At 69.0% G+C, this 14,810-nt stretch carries 21 protein-coding genes; 16 read left to right on the top strand and 5 right to left on the bottom strand.

From position 1 onward, the window contains the following. The 10 genes from H7I87_RS05700 to H7I87_RS05655 form a co-directional block, all read left to right on the top strand. The coding region (locus H7I87_RS05700; RefSeq protein WP_264002610.1) for a hypothetical protein at positions 1–184 on the top strand (184 nt) is incomplete at its 5' end. Continuing rightward, positions 185–391: a type II toxin-antitoxin system VapB family antitoxin gene (locus tag H7I87_RS05695; protein ID WP_011724021.1), complete on the top strand. Its 207-nt coding sequence runs from the start codon at positions 185–187 to the stop codon at positions 389–391. Beyond that, entirely contained in the window at positions 378–749 is a 372-nt protein-coding gene (locus H7I87_RS05690; RefSeq protein WP_003875391.1) for a type II toxin-antitoxin system VapC family toxin, read from the top strand. The genes H7I87_RS05695 and H7I87_RS05690 overlap by 14 nt, the downstream gene beginning before the upstream one ends. Positions 750–848: 99 nt before the next feature. Further along, the gene (locus tag H7I87_RS05685) at positions 849–1,289 is read left to right on the top strand and encodes a nitroreductase family deazaflavin-dependent oxidoreductase (protein ID WP_003875392.1); all 441 of its coding nucleotides are present in this window, start codon (positions 849–851) and stop codon (positions 1,287–1,289) included. A gap of 51 nt (positions 1,290–1,340) precedes the next feature. Further along, positions 1,341–1,616 carry a hypothetical protein gene (locus tag H7I87_RS05680; protein ID WP_023881132.1) on the top strand — a complete coding sequence of 92 codons (276 nt, stop codon included), beginning with the start codon at positions 1,341–1,343 and terminating at the stop codon, positions 1,614–1,616. A gap of 101 nt (positions 1,617–1,717) precedes the next feature. Beyond that, positions 1,718–2,116, top strand: a complete 399-nt coding sequence (locus H7I87_RS05675) for a VOC family protein (RefSeq protein ID WP_011724025.1) — start codon at positions 1,718–1,720, stop codon at positions 2,114–2,116. A gap of 68 nt (positions 2,117–2,184) precedes the next feature. Continuing rightward, the gene (locus H7I87_RS05670; protein ID WP_011724026.1) at positions 2,185–2,568 is read left to right on the top strand and encodes an Mtp family mycobacterial-type pilin; all 384 of its coding nucleotides are present in this window, start codon (positions 2,185–2,187) and stop codon (positions 2,566–2,568) included. A 69-nt stretch (positions 2,569–2,637) separates the two neighbouring features. Beyond that, a complete protein-coding gene (locus tag H7I87_RS05665; protein ID WP_011724027.1) occupies positions 2,638–2,970 on the top strand; it encodes a hypothetical protein in 333 nt (110 codons plus the stop codon). A 156-nt stretch (positions 2,971–3,126) separates the two neighbouring features. Continuing rightward, positions 3,127–3,675 carry a glycoside hydrolase gene (locus H7I87_RS05660; RefSeq protein ID WP_080516335.1) on the top strand — a complete coding sequence of 183 codons (549 nt, stop codon included), beginning with the start codon at positions 3,127–3,129 and terminating at the stop codon, positions 3,673–3,675. Positions 3,676–4,075: 400 nt separating this feature from the next. After that, a complete protein-coding gene (locus H7I87_RS05655; RefSeq protein WP_009975396.1) occupies positions 4,076–4,399 on the top strand; it encodes a putative quinol monooxygenase in 324 nt (107 codons plus the stop codon). A 4-nt stretch (positions 4,400–4,403) separates the two neighbouring features. Here the strand turns inward: H7I87_RS05655 and H7I87_RS05650 are convergent, their stop codons facing one another. Then, the gene (locus tag H7I87_RS05650; protein WP_031353918.1) at positions 4,404–5,087 is read right to left on the bottom strand and encodes a hypothetical protein; all 684 of its coding nucleotides are present in this window, start codon (positions 5,085–5,087) and stop codon (positions 4,404–4,406) included. 117 nt (positions 5,088–5,204) lie between these two features. Between H7I87_RS05650 and H7I87_RS05645 the strand changes: the two genes are divergently transcribed. After that, positions 5,205–5,402 carry a hypothetical protein gene (locus H7I87_RS05645; RefSeq protein ID WP_016706054.1) on the top strand — a complete coding sequence of 66 codons (198 nt, stop codon included), beginning with the start codon at positions 5,205–5,207 and terminating at the stop codon, positions 5,400–5,402. Here H7I87_RS05645 and H7I87_RS05640 read toward each other — a convergent pair. Next, positions 5,360–6,187 (bottom strand): adenylate/guanylate cyclase domain-containing protein, encoded by an 828-nt coding sequence (locus H7I87_RS05640; protein WP_023868523.1) that lies wholly within the window; start codon positions 6,185–6,187, stop codon positions 5,360–5,362. The two genes, H7I87_RS05645 and H7I87_RS05640, sit on opposite strands and share 43 nt — an antisense overlap. Before the next feature lie 122 nt (positions 6,188–6,309). Here H7I87_RS05640 and H7I87_RS05635 point away from each other — a divergent pair, with 122 nt between their 5' ends. Further along, positions 6,310–7,719, top strand: coding sequence for a glucose-6-phosphate dehydrogenase (locus tag H7I87_RS05635; RefSeq protein ID WP_033726642.1), 1,410 nt, complete (start codon positions 6,310–6,312; stop codon positions 7,717–7,719). Between the two features lie 16 nt (positions 7,720–7,735). Further along, positions 7,736–8,758, top strand: coding sequence for a phosphogluconate dehydrogenase (NAD(+)-dependent, decarboxylating) (gnd, locus tag H7I87_RS05630; RefSeq protein ID WP_033726643.1), 1,023 nt, complete (start codon positions 7,736–7,738; stop codon positions 8,756–8,758). A 13-nt stretch (positions 8,759–8,771) separates the two neighbouring features. On the opposite strand, the gene H7I87_RS05625 is transcribed toward gnd, so the two are convergent. Continuing rightward, entirely contained in the window at positions 8,772–9,635 is an 864-nt protein-coding gene (locus H7I87_RS05625; protein WP_003875404.1) for an alpha/beta fold hydrolase, read from the bottom strand. 121 nt (positions 9,636–9,756) lie between these two features. Between H7I87_RS05625 and H7I87_RS05620 the strand changes: the two genes are divergently transcribed. The 3 genes from H7I87_RS05620 to H7I87_RS05610 all read left to right on the top strand — a co-directional run bounded on the left by H7I87_RS05620 (position 9,757) and on the right by H7I87_RS05610 (position 12,492). Continuing rightward, positions 9,757–10,230 carry a VOC family protein gene (locus tag H7I87_RS05620; RefSeq protein WP_003875405.1) on the top strand — a complete coding sequence of 158 codons (474 nt, stop codon included), beginning with the start codon at positions 9,757–9,759 and terminating at the stop codon, positions 10,228–10,230. Positions 10,231–10,341: 111 nt separating this feature from the next. Then, complete coding sequence (locus H7I87_RS05615; protein WP_033726660.1) at positions 10,342–11,250, top strand: alpha/beta fold hydrolase; 909 nt, start codon at positions 10,342–10,344, stop codon at positions 11,248–11,250. Then, entirely contained in the window at positions 11,251–12,492 is a 1,242-nt protein-coding gene (locus H7I87_RS05610) for a WS/DGAT domain-containing protein (RefSeq protein WP_033726644.1), read from the top strand. Here H7I87_RS05610 and H7I87_RS05605 read toward each other — a convergent pair whose 3' ends face one another. Together H7I87_RS05605 and H7I87_RS05600 are read right to left on the bottom strand one after the other, a co-directional pair. Then, the gene (locus tag H7I87_RS05605) at positions 12,493–13,098 is read right to left on the bottom strand and encodes a hypothetical protein (protein ID WP_023863466.1); all 606 of its coding nucleotides are present in this window, start codon (positions 13,096–13,098) and stop codon (positions 12,493–12,495) included. Next, complete coding sequence (locus tag H7I87_RS05600) at positions 13,095–14,660, bottom strand: pyruvate, phosphate dikinase (protein WP_033726645.1); 1,566 nt, start codon at positions 14,658–14,660, stop codon at positions 13,095–13,097. Before H7I87_RS05600 ends, H7I87_RS05605 begins: the two co-directional genes overlap by 4 nt. Positions 14,661–14,810: the final 150 nt, after the last annotated feature.

Raw genomic sequence — 14,810 nt, 5'->3', positions numbered from 1 at the left:
GGCCATCGCGATGTTCCTCTCGGTAGTGATCCTTGGTCGTTTCACCACAGAGACTCACGCGATGGCCCTCTACATCAGCACCGACACGCCGCCACTATTTACACCACGCCCCGGGACGTTCCCCGCTATGCCGCTTAAGTGTGGCATCATTGGATGCATCAATGATGCTCATGGAGGTGTCTAAATGAGGACGACGGTGACGATTGACGACGCCTTATTGGCAGAGGCGGCCGAACTGACCGGGGTGACAGAGAGCGTGGCGCTCCTCCGTCAGGGACTGCAGACACTCGTTCGGGTAGAGAGCGCCCGTCGGCTGGCGGCGCTCGGCGGCACGGATCGGAAGGCATCGGTCGGCCCTCGCCGGAGGACACCCGCCGATGATTCTCGTTGACACGTCGGTATGGATCGATCATCTGCACGTCGCCGACAAGCGACTCATAGAGTTCCTGACCAACGACGCAATCGGTTGCCACCAAATGGTGATCGAGGAGTTGGCATTGGGTGCGATCAGGCGGCGCGCCGATCTATTGCGCCTGCTGTCCAATCTTCGGGCGTTCCCGTTGCTGACGCATGCGGAGGTCCTTCATCTCGTCGAATGCCACCGCTTGTGGGGCCGCGGACTGAGTGCGATCGACGTCCATCTTCTTGGGTCGGTTGCTCTGGTCGACGGTGCACGGCTATGGACCAGGGACAAGAATTTAAAAGCGGCGGGCTGGGACGTGGGTATCGCGATCGTCGACGAGCTCTGACGTTGCGTCGACGCCCTCGTCGGTAGGCGTCCGACTCACTTCAGAACACCGTTGTTGGAACGCTGGAGAAGTGCGACGCCACTGACGAGACTGACAGTTATGAGTTTCGTAGAGGAAAAACTGCTCCCACAGGTGCTGCGGGTGCACGACACGGTCTACCGCAAGACCAACGGCTGGATCGGTCACCGCACGCTGTGGATACCGAGCCTGCTGCTGCACACCGTCGGCGCAAAGACCGGCAAACCGCGCACCACGTCGCTGACCTACGCCCGCGACGGCGAGAACTATCTGGTGGTCGCGTCCAAGGGCGGCGCGCCCGAGGCCCCCGGCTGGTATCACAACCTCAAAGCCAAGCCGGAAGCCGAAATCAACGTGGGCCCAAAGCGTTTCGCCGTCACCGCGCGGATCGTGCCGCCCGGCGACGCTGACTATGCCCGGCTCTGGGAGATCGTGAACAAGAACAATCAGAACCGCTACGCCGAATATCAGAAGCGGACGTCGCGCCCGATCCCCGTAGTCGTCCTGACGCCGAAAAGCTAGAACGCGCAGCAACATTCGGATGCGCCCGGCGAAGCGGAGGCTTCACGTCAGATGGCTCCGTTCATCGCCGCCGCCGTGGAGATCTCCGATCCGCAGCATCCCGCGCGCGTGCGGGCCCGCGAGTACAAGACCTCCGTCGCCGCCCGCCTGAGCGAGACTGCCCGGGAGGCCGGCGCCGCCGATCCGGAACTGCTCGGTGAGCAGCTGGCGCTGTTACTCGATGGCGCCTCGGTTCGGACCAGGGCCTTGGGCAGCGACGCCTTCCCGACGGCTGCCGGGATCGCGGCCGCCCTGGTCGAGCGCGCCATACCCCCGACGGCACGGTGAATCTCGCGCCTGCCGGCCCGACAAAACGGCCGCTCGGTTGTCAGAGGCAGCGCCTAATCTGCTTGGGCGACACCACATCCACCCCTTCGAGGAGCGCCCGCATGAAGTTCGTATCGACCCGCATCATCACCGCCGACGTGCAGCGCCTCGTCGGTTTCTACGAGATCGTCACCCGAGTCTCGGCCGTGTGGGCAAACGAGCTGTTCGCCGAGATTCCGACACCGGCGGCCACGCTGGCCATCGGCAGCGACCAGACGGTACCCCTGTTCGGTGCCGGATCCGCCGAACCCGCGGCCAACCGCAGCGCGATTGTGGAGTTCATCGTCGATGACGTCGACGCCGAATACGAGCGGCTCCGCGAGCAGCTCACCGAGGTCGTGACGGAGCCGACGACCATGCCGTGGGGCAACCGCGCGTTGTTGTTCCGGGATCCGGACGGAAACCTGGTCAACCTGTTCACCCCGGTGACGCCGGAGGCGCGGGCCAAGTTCGGGATATGAGCCCTAGAACCCGCGACAACTCCGAATTGCCACTTGCCCCGAACCTCGCCACGGGAAAGTCTTAGGGCATGACGACGGAAAAGCGCACGGCGGGTTGGGCGGCGAGTGTGGTGGCGGGCGGCGCGTTGGCGATGTCCGTCGTCGGTCTCGCCGGCGGCCCCGTCGCCGCGGCGGCCCCGGCCCCCGCACCCACCGGGCATTGGTGTCCGGGCGATCCGTGGAACCCGTCCTGGGGCAACGTCTTGGACTGGGACTGGCATCAATGCCACGACTGGCAACACCCCGGTGGCCCCACCGGCCCGGCGGGCTGGGGGCCCTGGGGACCGCCGCCGGCGTGGGCACCGCCCCCGCCACCGCAACCGGCCTGGGCGCCCGGGGCGCAAATGATGTGGAACCCGACCGGCGCCGGTAACTGGGGAATCTGGAACAACGGAGTGTGGACCCCGCTCTGAGCACCCGGACCCGGTGCCGGCGGCGCTCGGCGCGTCGAACGGTCGGCCGCCGCAGGGTTAGGGTGAATTGTGGCCGCAGAACACTGGGCCGAGCCTCCCGAGGAATCCGAGCGTCGGTCCGACGCGCTCGATCAGCGCGAGAAGGCCCTGGCCCGGCGGGAGGCCGACGTCAGACGACGTGAATGGCTGGCGGGTCGACGAGGCCGGGTCGCCGATCAGCGCGAGCAGATCGCCGACGAGCGCGAGCAGCTCGCCGACGAACGCGAGGGCACGGCCGCCGAGCGGGAACGGGCGCGACTGCGCCGCATCGACGAACGGGTCAAGCGGACGCGGGCGCGCGCCAACCGGGAGCAAGCCGAGGTCGACCGCGAGATCGCGGAAAGCGAGCGAGACGACGCGTAAGGCCGGGTCGCCGAAGGCGTAAGCATTTTGCTGCGGCAAATATACCCGTGTGTAATATATTGGCTCAGTCTGCGGCGCACGTCATTGTCCGTTTAGCGAATGACCTGGGCCACAAATTTTGGATCGCAATAAACCTTATTGCTAGCCTCCCTGGCCATGGTCGTTATTGCAACATTGATGTCGTTGATCAATCAGGTCTCCGGCACGCCTTATATTTCGGGTGGAGATTCTCCGGCTGGGACCGATTGTTCGGGACTTGCTTCGTGGATTGCGAATGCAGCAACTGACAGGCCAGTGTTCGGGGACCGGTTCAATACCGGAAACGAGGAAGCCGCGTTGTTGGCCCGGGGCTTCCAATACGGCACCGCCCCCAACGCCTTGGTGATCGGCTGGAACGGCGGCCACACCGCGGTGACGCTGCCGGACGGAACGGCGGTGTCCAGCGGCGAGCACGGCGGCGTCCACGTCGGCGGCGCCGGTGCCTACCAGGCCGGATTCACCCACCACATGTTCCTGCCGATGCCCCCCGAGGACGGCGGCGCGCCGCCGCCGGCGATGTTCGGGCCGCCGCCGCCGCCGGACGCACCGCCACCCCCGCCGGACGCACCGGCTCCGCCGCCCGACGCGCCGCCTGCGCCGCCGGAAGCGCCGGCCGTTCTGATCGATGCGCCGGCGCCCGTGCCGCCGCCCCCGCCGGGCCCCTGAATTACCTTTCCCGGCGACGCGGTAATTGCGAATCCATAACGAATAAAACGCGGCCGTGCTGGTGATTGTCACCCGGTTTTCGGCGCCCCGGTTCGCGACCATTCTCGTTCCGCAAAGTGAAATAGCGCGGATATCCGTGCCCATGTGAGCTGGGCCACTACGTGTGCGACCGGGTGGCGCGCGGCAAAAGCGGGCTGATGTGTCGCCTGTGACGGATGAGCCCACTTTGCTGTGATTATTTCGCCCAAAAAAGCGACCTGCCATCGCGGCCGGGGCCGGGCCGCGGTGGCGACCCGGCCCCGATAGGCTGGCGCTGCCCGCCGGCAGGGGCGGGCGTCATCCCAAGTCATCCCAAGCGCCATCCCAAGTCATCCCAGCAGCGAACCGAGGCGGGGCCGCAATGATCTTCATCGTCGTCAAGTTCGAGACCAAACCCGAGTGGGCCGACCGCTGGCCGGACCTCGTCGCCGCGTTCACCGCGGCAACCCGGGCCGAGGAGGGCAACCTGTGGTTCGAGTGGTCGCGCAGCCTGGACGACCCGGCCGAGTACGTGCTGGTGGAGGCGTTCCGCGACGGTGACGCCGGCAGCGCTCACGTCAACAGCGACCACTTCAAGCGGGCGATGCAAGAGCTCCCACAGGCGCTGAAGTCCACGCCCAAGATCATCAGCCAGACCGTCGAGGCCACCGGGTGGTCGCGGATGGGCGAGATGACGGTCGACTAACCCCTCACCGATCGACCGCGATCTCGATCTCGTCGCCCAGCGCATAGCCCGGCGTGAGCGGAAGCTTGTCGCCGCTCCAGAACGAGCCCGGGTCGAACCAGTTCGAGTATTTCTCGGTGGTGAGCAAACCCATTTCCTCGTAGGTGATCGCCACGGTTTCCGCGCAGTAGGCCGCTTCCAGACCGAGCCGTTGACGTTCCTTTCGTCGGCGCGTTGTCTCCCGAATCTTCTTGTCCACCACGGGGATTCCGCGTGCCCAGTCGTAGGCGGTGGGCAGTCGGCCGCGCAGCCACCGGCCGGTGAGGCGCATGGTGGTGGGAAACGCGGTGCCGTCCATCCGGGCGATCACGCGCAGCAGCCTGTTCTCCTGCTCGCGGGTGGCCGGCGGCGTCAGCTGGCGCAGCCAGCACCGTTGGCGGTAGCGCTGCGTCCACTGCAACACCGACTGGTGCAGATCGTTGAGTTGCACGCCACGATGATTCGTCCCGATCCACAGGTCGACGAGCTTGTCACCCAGCTCGGCGTGCCAGATCAGCGGCGGCAGGTCATCGATGGCCACCGTCATGCCGACGTGATTGACGGGGCTGTTGGTCAACGTCTGGATGGCGCGGTCGGGACCCGAACCGCCGCGAAACAGCCACAGGTCACCGGTCCGGGTCTCCTCGAGCGCTTGGTTCAAGGTGAGCATCGTGTAAGCCCGTCTCCCGCTGCAATTTTCGCCGACGTCGCCGCCGCCCCGCCCCGCTTCTTGCGGGTAAGGCCAGGCGGGGATCCAGTCAATCACAACTACGCCTAGCCTGGTGGCATGCGCAGCATGTGGAAGTGGCTCGGGCTGGCCGGTGCGGCCGGCGTCGTCGCCGGCGGCGTGCTGGTGGTCCGCGACCAACGCAAACGCCGGGCCTACACCGCCGACGAGGTCCGGGATCGTTTGCATCAGCGGCTGGCCGAATACGATGCGCTTCAGTCGGGATCGGGCGAGGCCAGCACGGCGAACAACCGGTAGGTGCCCGAGAATCCCTTGAGCTCGACCTCGCGTCCGTCATCGAACCGGATCCCGTCGGAGCGCGAAAGCGCGTCTCGCACCGGCTGACTCACCAGGATCTCCCCGCCGGCGGCCTGGGCGGCGACCCGCGCCGCCATCGCGACGTTGCGGCCGAACAGGTCGTCGCCGCGGCGCACCGAGCGGCCCATGTGGATCCCGATCCGGACCCGAATCTCCTCGTGCCGCTTGCGGTTTGCGTTCCGGCGCAACGCGCGTTGCAACTCGATGCCGCACCGCACCGCCTGCTCGGGGCGGGCGAAGGCGACCATGAATCCGTCGCCCTGGCTCTTCACCACGTGACCGGATTGGCGCCGCACCAGATCCGAGACCAGCTTGTCGTGCGAGCTGATCAGCTTGACCCAGGCCCGGTCGCCGATCCGCTCGTTGAGCGCGGTGGATTCCTCGATGTCGGTGAACAGGATCACCACCGGGCCGTCCGGGGTCACCCGGGCCAGGTCGGGCCGCTCCACCTCGGCCCAGTCCGCGAGCTCCTCGATCGAGCTGCGCACCGCCGCGCCGAAACCCTCCTTGCGCACGAGATTGGCGGTGTTCCATACCGTCTTGACCGCTTCCCGCCCGCCCGCGAGCAGCCAGTTGCGGGCGTCGGTGCGCTGACGCAGCTCGTCGAGTTCGGCGCGGCTGCGCACCAGCCGCCGCCACAGCACGGCCAGCGCGCCGGCCTCGACGGCGGCCAGCCCGGCCAGGATGTAGACCGTGACATGCAGCACGTCACCCATGCCGGTCATCCTGTCAGGCGGCGCCGCGGTCGGGCTGGCGCCCCTGCCGGGCTGTGTCTAGTGTTGAGTCCGCCGGCCGCGGGTAGTGAGTCTCAAGGGAGCCGATCGGGTGACTTTCGGGAGGAGCGGTCTTGGCCGACGATGACAGCCATCCATCCGACCTGCTGGTGATCTTCGGAATCACCGGGGACTTGGCGCGCAAGATGACGTTCCGCGCGCTCTACCGGCTGGAGCGCCGCGAGGAGCTCGAGCACCCGATCATCGGCGTGGCCAGCGACGACATCACCCTCGACCAGCTGCTGGACCGCGCCCGGGAGGCGATCAAGGCCACCGGTGAGACGTTCGACGACGCGGTGTTCGACCGCTTGGCGGGCCGGCTTTCCTACCTGTCGGGCGACGTCACCGACGCCGGGCTCTACAGCGAGCTCGCCGAGAAGATCGGTGACGATTCGCGTCCGCTGTACTACCTGGAGATGCCGCCGTCGTTGTTCGCGCCGATCGTGGAGAACCTGGCCAAGGCCGACCTACTGGAACGCGCCAGGGTGGCGGTGGAAAAGCCGTTCGGCCACGACCTGGAATCGGCGCGCGACCTCAACGCCCGGCTGCGCGCGGTGCTCGACGAAGACCAAATCCTGCGCGTAGACCACTTTTTGGGCAAACAGCCGGTCGAAGAACTGCAATACCTGCGGTTCGCCAACAACGCCCTGGCCAAGCTGTGGGACCGCGACAGCATCTCCGAAATCCACATCACCATGGCCGAGGACTTCGGCATCGAGGACCGCGGCAAGTTCTATGACGCGGTGGGGGCGGTGCGCGACGTCGTGCAAAACCATCTGCTGCAGGTGCTCGCGCTGGTCGCCATGGAACCCCCGGTCGGGGCCGGCGCCGACGACCTCAACGACAAGAAGGCCGAGGTGTTCCGGGCCATGCCGTCGCTGGACCCGGAGCACTGCGTGCGTGGCCAGTATCGTGGCTACACCGAAGTCCCCGGTGTGGCAAAGGATTCCACCACCGAGACCTACGTCGCGTTGAGGACCGAGATCGACAACTGGCGCTGGGCCGGGGTGCCGATCTTCCTGCGCGCCGGCAAGGCGTTGCCGCACAAGGTCACCGAGGTTCGGATGTTCCTGCATCACGTGCCCGGCTTCTCCTTCCTGCCCAACCGCCGCCCGCCCGAGCCCAACCAGATCGTGCTGCGCATCGACCCCGATCCCGGGATGCGCCTGCAGCTGTCCGCTCAGGTCGGCGACTCGTGGCACGACGTCCACCTGGACTCCTCGTTCGCGGTGGACCTCGGCGAACCGGTGCGGCCCTACGAACGGCTGCTCTACGCCGCGTTCAACGGCGACCGCCAGCTGTTTGCCCGCGAGGACGCCATCGAAGAGACCTGGCGGATCGTGCAGCCGGTGCTGGACAAGCCGAGCCGCATCCACCAATACGAGCAAGGCTCCTGGGGACCCGAGGCCGCGCAGGCGCTGGTGCACGGTCGCCACGCCTGGCAGCAACCGTGGCTGCCGCAGAGCACGTCCACGAAACGATAAGGAGGCTCGAAACACGATGCAGCTGGGGATGATCGGCCTGGGCCGGATGGGTGCCAACATCGTCCGCCGGGTGGTCAAGGGCGGACACGAATGCGTTGTCTACGACCACAATCCGGACGCGGTCAAGGCGATGGCGGGGGAGGAGAAGACGACCGGGGTCTCCTCGCTGCAAGAGCTCGCCGCGAAGCTGAGCGCCCCGCGGGTGGTGTGGGTGATGGTGCCGGCCGGGACGATCACCACCGGGGTGATCGAGGAGCTGGCCACCACGCTGGAGCCCGGCGACATCGTCATCGACGGCGGCAACTCCTACTACCGTGACGACATTCGTCACTCGAAGACGCTGTCGGAGAAGGGGATTCGGCTGCTGGACTGCGGCACCAGCGGTGGCGTCTGGGGTCGGGAACGCGGTTACTGCCTGATGATCGGCGGCGACGAGGAGGCGTTCGCGCACGCCGAGCCGATCTTCGCCACCGTCGCACCCGGGGTGGACGCCGCGCCGCGGACGCCGGGCCGCGACGGCGAGGTCACCCGGTCGGAGCAGGGGTATCTGCATTGCGGGCCGTCCGGCGCCGGGCACTTCGTGAAGATGGTGCACAACGGCATCGAGTACGGGATGATGGCCTCGCTCGCCGAGGGACTCAACGTGTTGCGCAACGCCGACATCGGCAAGCACGTGCAGGAAGGCGACGCCGAAACCGCGCCGCTGTCCAATCCCGAGTTCTACCAATACGATTTCGACATCCCCGAGGTCGCCGAGGTGTGGCGGCGCGGCAGCGTCATCGGATCCTGGCTGCTGGATCTCACGGCGATCGCACTGCACGAATCACCGGAGCTCAAGGAGTTCTCCGGGCGCGTCTCCGACTCGGGGGAGGGCCGCTGGACGTCCATCGCCGCGATCGACGAGGGGGTCCCCACGCCGGTGCTGACCACCGCGCTGCAGTCCCGCTTCGCCTCCCGGCATCTCGATGACTTCGCCAACAAGACGCTCTCGGCGATGCGTAAGCAATTCGGCGGGCACGCCGAGAAGCCGGCCAACTAGCCGCGCGGATTTCTCAGCGGCGCTTGACGAACGCCACCACGGCGTCGCTGAACGCGTCGTTGTCGTCGCCGGCCGCGGTGTGCCCGGCGTTGGACAGCTCGACGAACTCCGCGCGCGGCACGGTGGCCAAAAAGTGCCGGACCCCCTCGGGGCTCACCACATCGGAGAGCTTGCCGCGGATCAGCAGGACCGGGATCGACAGGTTCTTGGCGGCCTGCTCGAAGCTTTCGGTGCGCAGTTCGGGATCGTCGCCGGGCTTCGTCATGAACGCCGGGTCCCAGTGCCAGTACCAGCGGCCGTCGCGCAGCCTCAGGTTCTTCTTCAGCCCCTCGGGGCTGCGCGGCTTGCTGCGGTAGGGCAGATAGGCGGCGACGGCGTCGGCGGCCTGCTCCAGCGAGTCGAAGCCGTCCAGGCCGCTGATCATGAAGTCGCGGATGCGGGCGCTGCCGTCCTTCTCGAACCGGGGCACCACGTCCACCAGCACCAGGCGGGTCACCTTCGCCGGCCCGGCCCGGTGCGCGGCCAGGATGCCGGTCAGCCCGCCCATGCTCGCCCCGATGATCGTCACCGGCCGCCCGATCGCGTCCAGCACCCGCAGCACGTCGGCCGTCAGCGTCTCGATCTGGTAGTCGGCCTGCGGCGAGCGATCGCTGTCGCCGTGCCCCCGGGAATCCAGCGCCACCACGTGCAGCCCCTCGTCGGCCAACGTCTGCCCGGTGTTCTTCCAGGAAAACCGGTTCTGGCCGCCGCCGTGCAGCATCAAGATGCTCGGCCGGCCGGCGCCGTCGGAGCCCCGATTCCATTCGTCGGCGACCAGGGTGATCCCGTCGACGCCGGCAAACTCCACCGTCTCGGGACTGCTGCTGACGGTACTCATGGGTCCTGACGTTACATAGGTCGCATAAGCACTCTTGCGCGGGCCGACGACGCGATGAGTTTCCACGGCCGCCGGGGTCTACCCCAGCACAACCAACCAGCCGGCGAGGAGGCCCGCGGACATGCCATCGATCACCCCGTCCTTGTGGTTCGACGACAACCTGGAGGAGGCGGCCACGTTCTACACCTCGGTGTTCCCGAACTCGCACATCGAGGGGTTCAACCGGACCACCGAGGCCGGCCCGGGCGAGCCCGGGACGGTGCTGTCGGGCAGCTTCGTGCTGGACGGCTCGCGGTTCATCGGGATCAACGGCGGCCCGCACTTCCGGTTCAGCGAGGCGGTGTCGTTCACGGTGCACTGCAAGGACCAGGACGAGGTCGACTACTACTGGGACCGGTTGAGCGACGGCGGCGAGGAATCCCAATGCGGCTGGCTCAAAGACCGCTTCGGCCTGAGCTGGCAAATCGTCCCCGACCGGCTCTTCGAACTGATCGGCGACCCCGACCGCAGCAGGGCGGCGGCGGCCACCCAGGCGATGTATGGCATGCGCAAGATCGTCATCGCCGAGCTGGAGCGGGCCGCGGCATCCTCGTAGCGAAACCCGCTGACGCAGTGACGGTTTGACTTCATACTTACTGCGGTCGGTGCGTCTCGACGACACACGGGTTAGGTTGGTCCGTGCGGACGCGCCGAGCAGGGAGTGAAGATGGCTGAACCAGGCTGGATCGACGTGACCGGCCCTGCGGGGGACCTCAAGGCGCTCACCTGGGGGCCGCCCGACGGCCCGCTCGCGTTGTGTCTGCACGGCTTCCCCGACACGCCGTACGGGTGGCGCAAGCTCGCTCCCCGGCTCGCCGACGCGGGGTGGCGGGTGGTCGCGCCCTTCATGCGCGGATACGCGCCGTCGGCGATCCCGTCCGACGGCAGCTACCACGTGGGTGCGCTGATGGACGACGCGCTGCGGGTGCGCGCGGCCGCCGGCGGTACCGAGAACGACGTGGTGATCGGCCACGACTGGGGGGCGATCGCGGCCACCGGCCTGGCCGCCATGCCCGACAGCCCGTTCGCCAAGGCGGTGCTCATGTCGGTGCCGCCCTCGGCGGCGTTCCGGCGGCGCGGCGGCAGCGCGGCCGAGCGGGGCCGGCTGGCCGCCCATCTGGCCCGCCAGGTGTTCCGCAGCTGGTACATCCTTTACTTCCAATTGCCTTGGCTGCCTGAACGTTCCGCTTCCTGGGTGCTGCCGCTGCTGTGGCGGCGCTGGTCGCCGGGCTACCGCGCCGAGGAGGATCTGCGGCACGTTGACGCCGCGATCGGGGCGCCGGAGAGCTGGAGGGCGGCGCTGGGCCCCTACCGCGCCACCATCCGCAACACCGCCCCGCCGGCCCAGTACGCGACGTTGCACCGACTGTGGACCGAGGAGCCGGTGCTGCCGTGTTTGTACCTTCATGGCCGCGACGACGGTTGCATGACATCGGCTTTCGCTCACCAGGTGGAAAAGGTGCTGCCCCCCGGCAGCGAAGTCGACATCGTCGAACATGCCGGGCACTTCCTGCAGCTCGAACAGCCCGACAAGGTCGCCGGCCTGGTGCTCGGGTTCATCGGCTCACCCGGCTGAATGACGGGCCACCGGGTGGCGGCCGTCGATGCGCAGTTCTACTGGATGTCGGCCAAGATCCCCAACGACGAGTTCCTGCTGTACGCCTTCGACGGCGAGCCGGCGGATTACCCGGCTGCCGCCGATCAGCTGCGCCGGCGGGCCGACGCGGAGCCGGCGCTGAGCATCCGGGTGCGCGACCGCGGCCGGCTGCGCTACCCGCACTGGGTGCCCGCGGCCGTCGCCCCCGAGCAGGTGGTCAGCCACGAGCTGGCCGAGCACAGCTGGGACGGGTGCCTGGCCGCTGTCGCCGGGCTCGCCGACGACCAACTCGACCTTCGCCGGATGGCCTGGCGGCTGCACGTTTTCGGCCCGGTCCGCGGCATTCCGGGGGTCCGCGGGCCGGGCACGGTCGCGGTGCTGCAGGTCGCGCACGCGCTGGCCGACGGCGCCCGCGCCGCGGCGTTGGCCGCCCGGCTTTTCGGCCGGGCCGCCCCGGTGCCCGAGGTGCCCGTCCCGCGGCCGGGCTGGTTGCCCTGGCGGGCCGCGGTGGCCGCGCGCACCCACCGCCAACTGGTGCGCGACACCCGTGCCGGGCGGCTGGCCCCCGGGGCCAGGCCGCGTCCGCTGCTGCCGACGAACGCCCGGCCCGCCGGTGTGCGTTCGCTGCGCACCCTGGTGCGGCACCGCGCGCAGCTGCCCGGTCCGACGGCCACGGTTGCGGTGCTGGGCGCGGTGGCGCAGGCGCTGTCCGATCTGCTTGGCGATCAAGCGGATTCGCTGGGCGCCGAGGTTCCGATGGCCAAACCCGGTGCACCGCAGGCATACAACCACTTCGGCAACGTCGTGGTGGACCTGCATCCGAGGCTGGGGGCCCAGGCCCGCGCGGAGCGGATCGCGGCCGGCCTGGCCGCCGGGCGGCGCCGCTTCGGGCACCCGGCAACCCGGGCCGCCGACCGTGCATTCGCCGCGGTGCCGGCCGCGCTGTTGCGTTGGGGCGTAGACCAATTCGACGCCGACCAGCGTCCGGACCAGGTGGCCGGCAACACCGTGGTGTCCAGCGTCAATCGCGGGCCGGCCGATTTGAGCTTCGGCGGCGCGCGGGTGGTGCTGACGGCGGGCTATCCCGCGCTGTCGCCGGTGATGGGGCTGACGCACGGCGTGCACGGCATCGGGGACACCATCGCGATCAGCGTGCACGCGGCGGCGTCGGCGGTTCCCGACGTCGACGCCTACCTGGCGTTGCTCGACGCGGCGCTATGACTATTGCGCGTCACCGGATCTGGCGGCTTGCTGCCTGGTCAGGCCGACGGCGACGATGAGCTCTTCGTGCAGTTCGAACCACACCGTGTGGTAGGAGTCGATCAGCGGCCTGGTCAGCCACGCCGTGTCGCCGGCCCGCACCTTGTCCAGGGCCGCGGCCAGTTTCGCCGCGTAGCGGTACAGCCGCGGCAGTTGGGCGGCCGCGGCCTCGATGACCGGCGTCACCCGCGCGTGCGCGTCGTCCAGGCGGGCCAACACGGCGGCGTCGTACTCGGCGTCGTCGTGGCGGTTGGGCGCGCCGTCCTTGAGCTGCCAGTCGGTCACCAGGCGCTTGAAATCGGCGTTGATCGCCCGAAAGTCGTCATAGACGGCGGCCATCGCGGCGGCGTCGATGCCCCGGCGTTCCTCGGCGAGCAGCGCCGTGAGCCGGGCGCTGCCGGCCGGGGTGATCCGCAGGGTGGCGTCCCCGGTCACCAGGCCCGCCGCGCTCAGCCGCTCGACCGTGCCGGCGATTTCGTCGGGATCCGTGCCCAGGGTGGCGGCCAGGTCGGCTCGGCTGACCCGGCCCTTGAGCCGAATCGCTTGCAGCACAGCCAGTTCGGTCACGGCGCGCCCTGGCGCAGCGCGGTCAGCATGACCAGCAGCGGGGTGGGCGAGACCACGTCGGTCTGCCCGGCGGCCAGGGCCGCGCGCACGGCGCTCTCGGAGTCGTCGTCCAGCCGCGGATGGTCGCCGCCGGAATGGGCGCGCAGCGGGCTGATCCGCCGCGCGATCTCGGCCAGCTCGCGCAGCTCCGGGGTATCGTTCTCGGACCACGCGGACAGGGACAATTCGCCTTCGCGCACTTCGCCTTCGGCGCCGTCCACGGTGATCCGCCGGCCCGCCAGCATCGCGGCCACCCCGGCGCCGCAACCCACCACGGCCACCCGGCCCAGTTCCCGGCTGACCACCGCCGCATGGCTGGCCGCGCCGCCCACCTCGGTGACGATGCCCCGCGCGGCCAGCATGCCCGACACGTCTTCGGGCCGGGTGTGGTCGCGCACCAGGATCACCGGTTCGCCCCGCTCGGCGGCGTGCAGCGCCTCGTCGACGTCGGCGTAGGCCGTGCCGGATACCACGCCGGGGCAGGCAGGTAGGCCCTTGGCCAGAAGTGGTGCCGCCAAACGTATTTCGGGTTGAAGGGCGGGCATCAGCAGCGACCGCACGTGCGCCGGGGTGACCCGCCGCAGCGTCTCGGCGTCGTCGATCAGCCCCTCGCGTCGCAGCTGCAGCGCCAAGCGCACCGCCGCCTGCGCCGAGCGTTCGGCCGCCCGGGTCTGCAGCAACCACAGGGCGCCGTCCTCGACGGTGAACTCGATCTCCTGGACGTCACGGTCCAACCGCTCCAGCGTCCGGGCGGCGGCCATCAGCTGGTCGTAGACGGCCGGCTGCTCGTCGCGCAGCGCGGCGATCGGTTCCACGTCGACCGATCCCGACACCACGTCGTCGCCCTGGCCCCCGGGCAGCCACTCGCCGAACGGCTCGTCGTCCCCGGTGATCGGGTTGCGCGAAAAGAATGCTCCCGCACCGGAATTGGGGCCGTGATTGCCGAACACCATGGCCTGCACGACGACGGCGGTGCCGTGCCGGTCGGCGAAACCGTAATGGGCGCGGTAGGCGCGGGCGCGCGGGGAGTTCCACGACGCGAACACCGCCTCGATGCCGGCGCGCAACTGCGTGTACGGGTCGGACGGCACCGGCCGCTCGACACCCACGATGCGCCGGTACATCTCGCGGAACCGCCGGTGGGTGTCGCGGGCGAACGCCGGGCCGTGCTCGGCGGCCAGCGCCTGCTCCACGGAGTCGTTGATGCCCAGGTTCAACAGGGTGTCCATCATCCCGGGCATCGACTGGGTGGCCCCGGAGCGCACGCTGACCAGCAGCGGGTGCGGGCCCCGCCCGAACGTGCGCGAGGTCTGCGCCTGCAGCCAGCCCATCCGGTCCAGCACGTCGTCCCAGACGGCGTCCATCGTCGCCGCAGGGTCGGCCAGATACCGCAGGCCCACCGCGGTGGTGAGGCAGAACGCGGGCGGCACCGGCAGGTGGTGGCGGCGCATCACCTCGATGCCGTGGCCCTTGTTGCCCAGCAGCTCGCGGGGGTGGCTCGATGTGCCGTCCAGCAACACCACGGACTGCTCGGTCGGCGCGGCGTCCCGGTCGCGTGACGCGTTGCGGTGGGCGCCGCTACCTGGTGCGGTGCGAGCCGTGGTGCACCCCCTTCGTGGTGTCGCTGCTGATTCGGGCAACCCCGGAACGCCCGCTATGTTCCCACACGGGCC

Origin of the sequence: Mycobacterium timonense (assembly GCF_025821985.1) — a bacterium.
Taxonomy (GTDB): Bacteria; Actinomycetota; Actinomycetes; order Mycobacteriales; family Mycobacteriaceae; genus Mycobacterium; species Mycobacterium avium.
The sequence above is the reverse complement of the archived record's forward strand: the minus strand, read 5'-3'. Positions and strand labels throughout refer to the sequence as shown.

Excerpts from the sequence above, each read along its gene's own strand:
- gnd (WP_033726643.1), top strand. The coding sequence starts at position 7,736 with ATGCAGCTGGGGATGATCGGCCTGGGCCGGATGGGTGCCAACATCGTC.
- H7I87_RS05620 (WP_003875405.1), top strand. The coding sequence starts at position 9,757 with ATGCCATCGATCACCCCGTCCTTGTGGTTCGACGACAACCTGGAGGAG.
- H7I87_RS05640 (WP_023868523.1), bottom strand. The coding sequence starts at position 6,187 with ATGACCGGCATGGGTGACGTGCTGCATGTCACGGTCTACATCCTGGCC.
- H7I87_RS05685 (WP_003875392.1), top strand. The coding sequence starts at position 849 with ATGAGTTTCGTAGAGGAAAAACTGCTCCCACAGGTGCTGCGGGTGCAC.
- H7I87_RS05660 (WP_080516335.1), top strand. The coding sequence starts at position 3,127 with ATGGTCGTTATTGCAACATTGATGTCGTTGATCAATCAGGTCTCCGGC.
- H7I87_RS05680 (WP_023881132.1), top strand. The coding sequence starts at position 1,341 with ATGGCTCCGTTCATCGCCGCCGCCGTGGAGATCTCCGATCCGCAGCAT.
- H7I87_RS05650 (WP_031353918.1), bottom strand. The coding sequence starts at position 5,087 with ATGCTCACCTTGAACCAAGCGCTCGAGGAGACCCGGACCGGTGACCTG.
- H7I87_RS05675 (WP_011724025.1), top strand. The coding sequence starts at position 1,718 with ATGAAGTTCGTATCGACCCGCATCATCACCGCCGACGTGCAGCGCCTC.
- H7I87_RS05610 (WP_033726644.1), top strand. The coding sequence starts at position 11,251 with ATGACGGGCCACCGGGTGGCGGCCGTCGATGCGCAGTTCTACTGGATG.
- H7I87_RS05695 (WP_011724021.1), top strand. The coding sequence starts at position 185 with ATGAGGACGACGGTGACGATTGACGACGCCTTATTGGCAGAGGCGGCC.
- H7I87_RS05645 (WP_016706054.1), top strand. The coding sequence starts at position 5,205 with ATGCGCAGCATGTGGAAGTGGCTCGGGCTGGCCGGTGCGGCCGGCGTC.
- H7I87_RS05615 (WP_033726660.1), top strand. The coding sequence starts at position 10,342 with ATGGCTGAACCAGGCTGGATCGACGTGACCGGCCCTGCGGGGGACCTC.
- H7I87_RS05670 (WP_011724026.1), top strand. The coding sequence starts at position 2,185 with ATGACGACGGAAAAGCGCACGGCGGGTTGGGCGGCGAGTGTGGTGGCG.
- H7I87_RS05690 (WP_003875391.1), top strand. The coding sequence starts at position 378 with ATGATTCTCGTTGACACGTCGGTATGGATCGATCATCTGCACGTCGCC.
- H7I87_RS05655 (WP_009975396.1), top strand. The coding sequence starts at position 4,076 with ATGATCTTCATCGTCGTCAAGTTCGAGACCAAACCCGAGTGGGCCGAC.
- H7I87_RS05625 (WP_003875404.1), bottom strand. The coding sequence starts at position 9,635 with ATGAGTACCGTCAGCAGCAGTCCCGAGACGGTGGAGTTTGCCGGCGTC.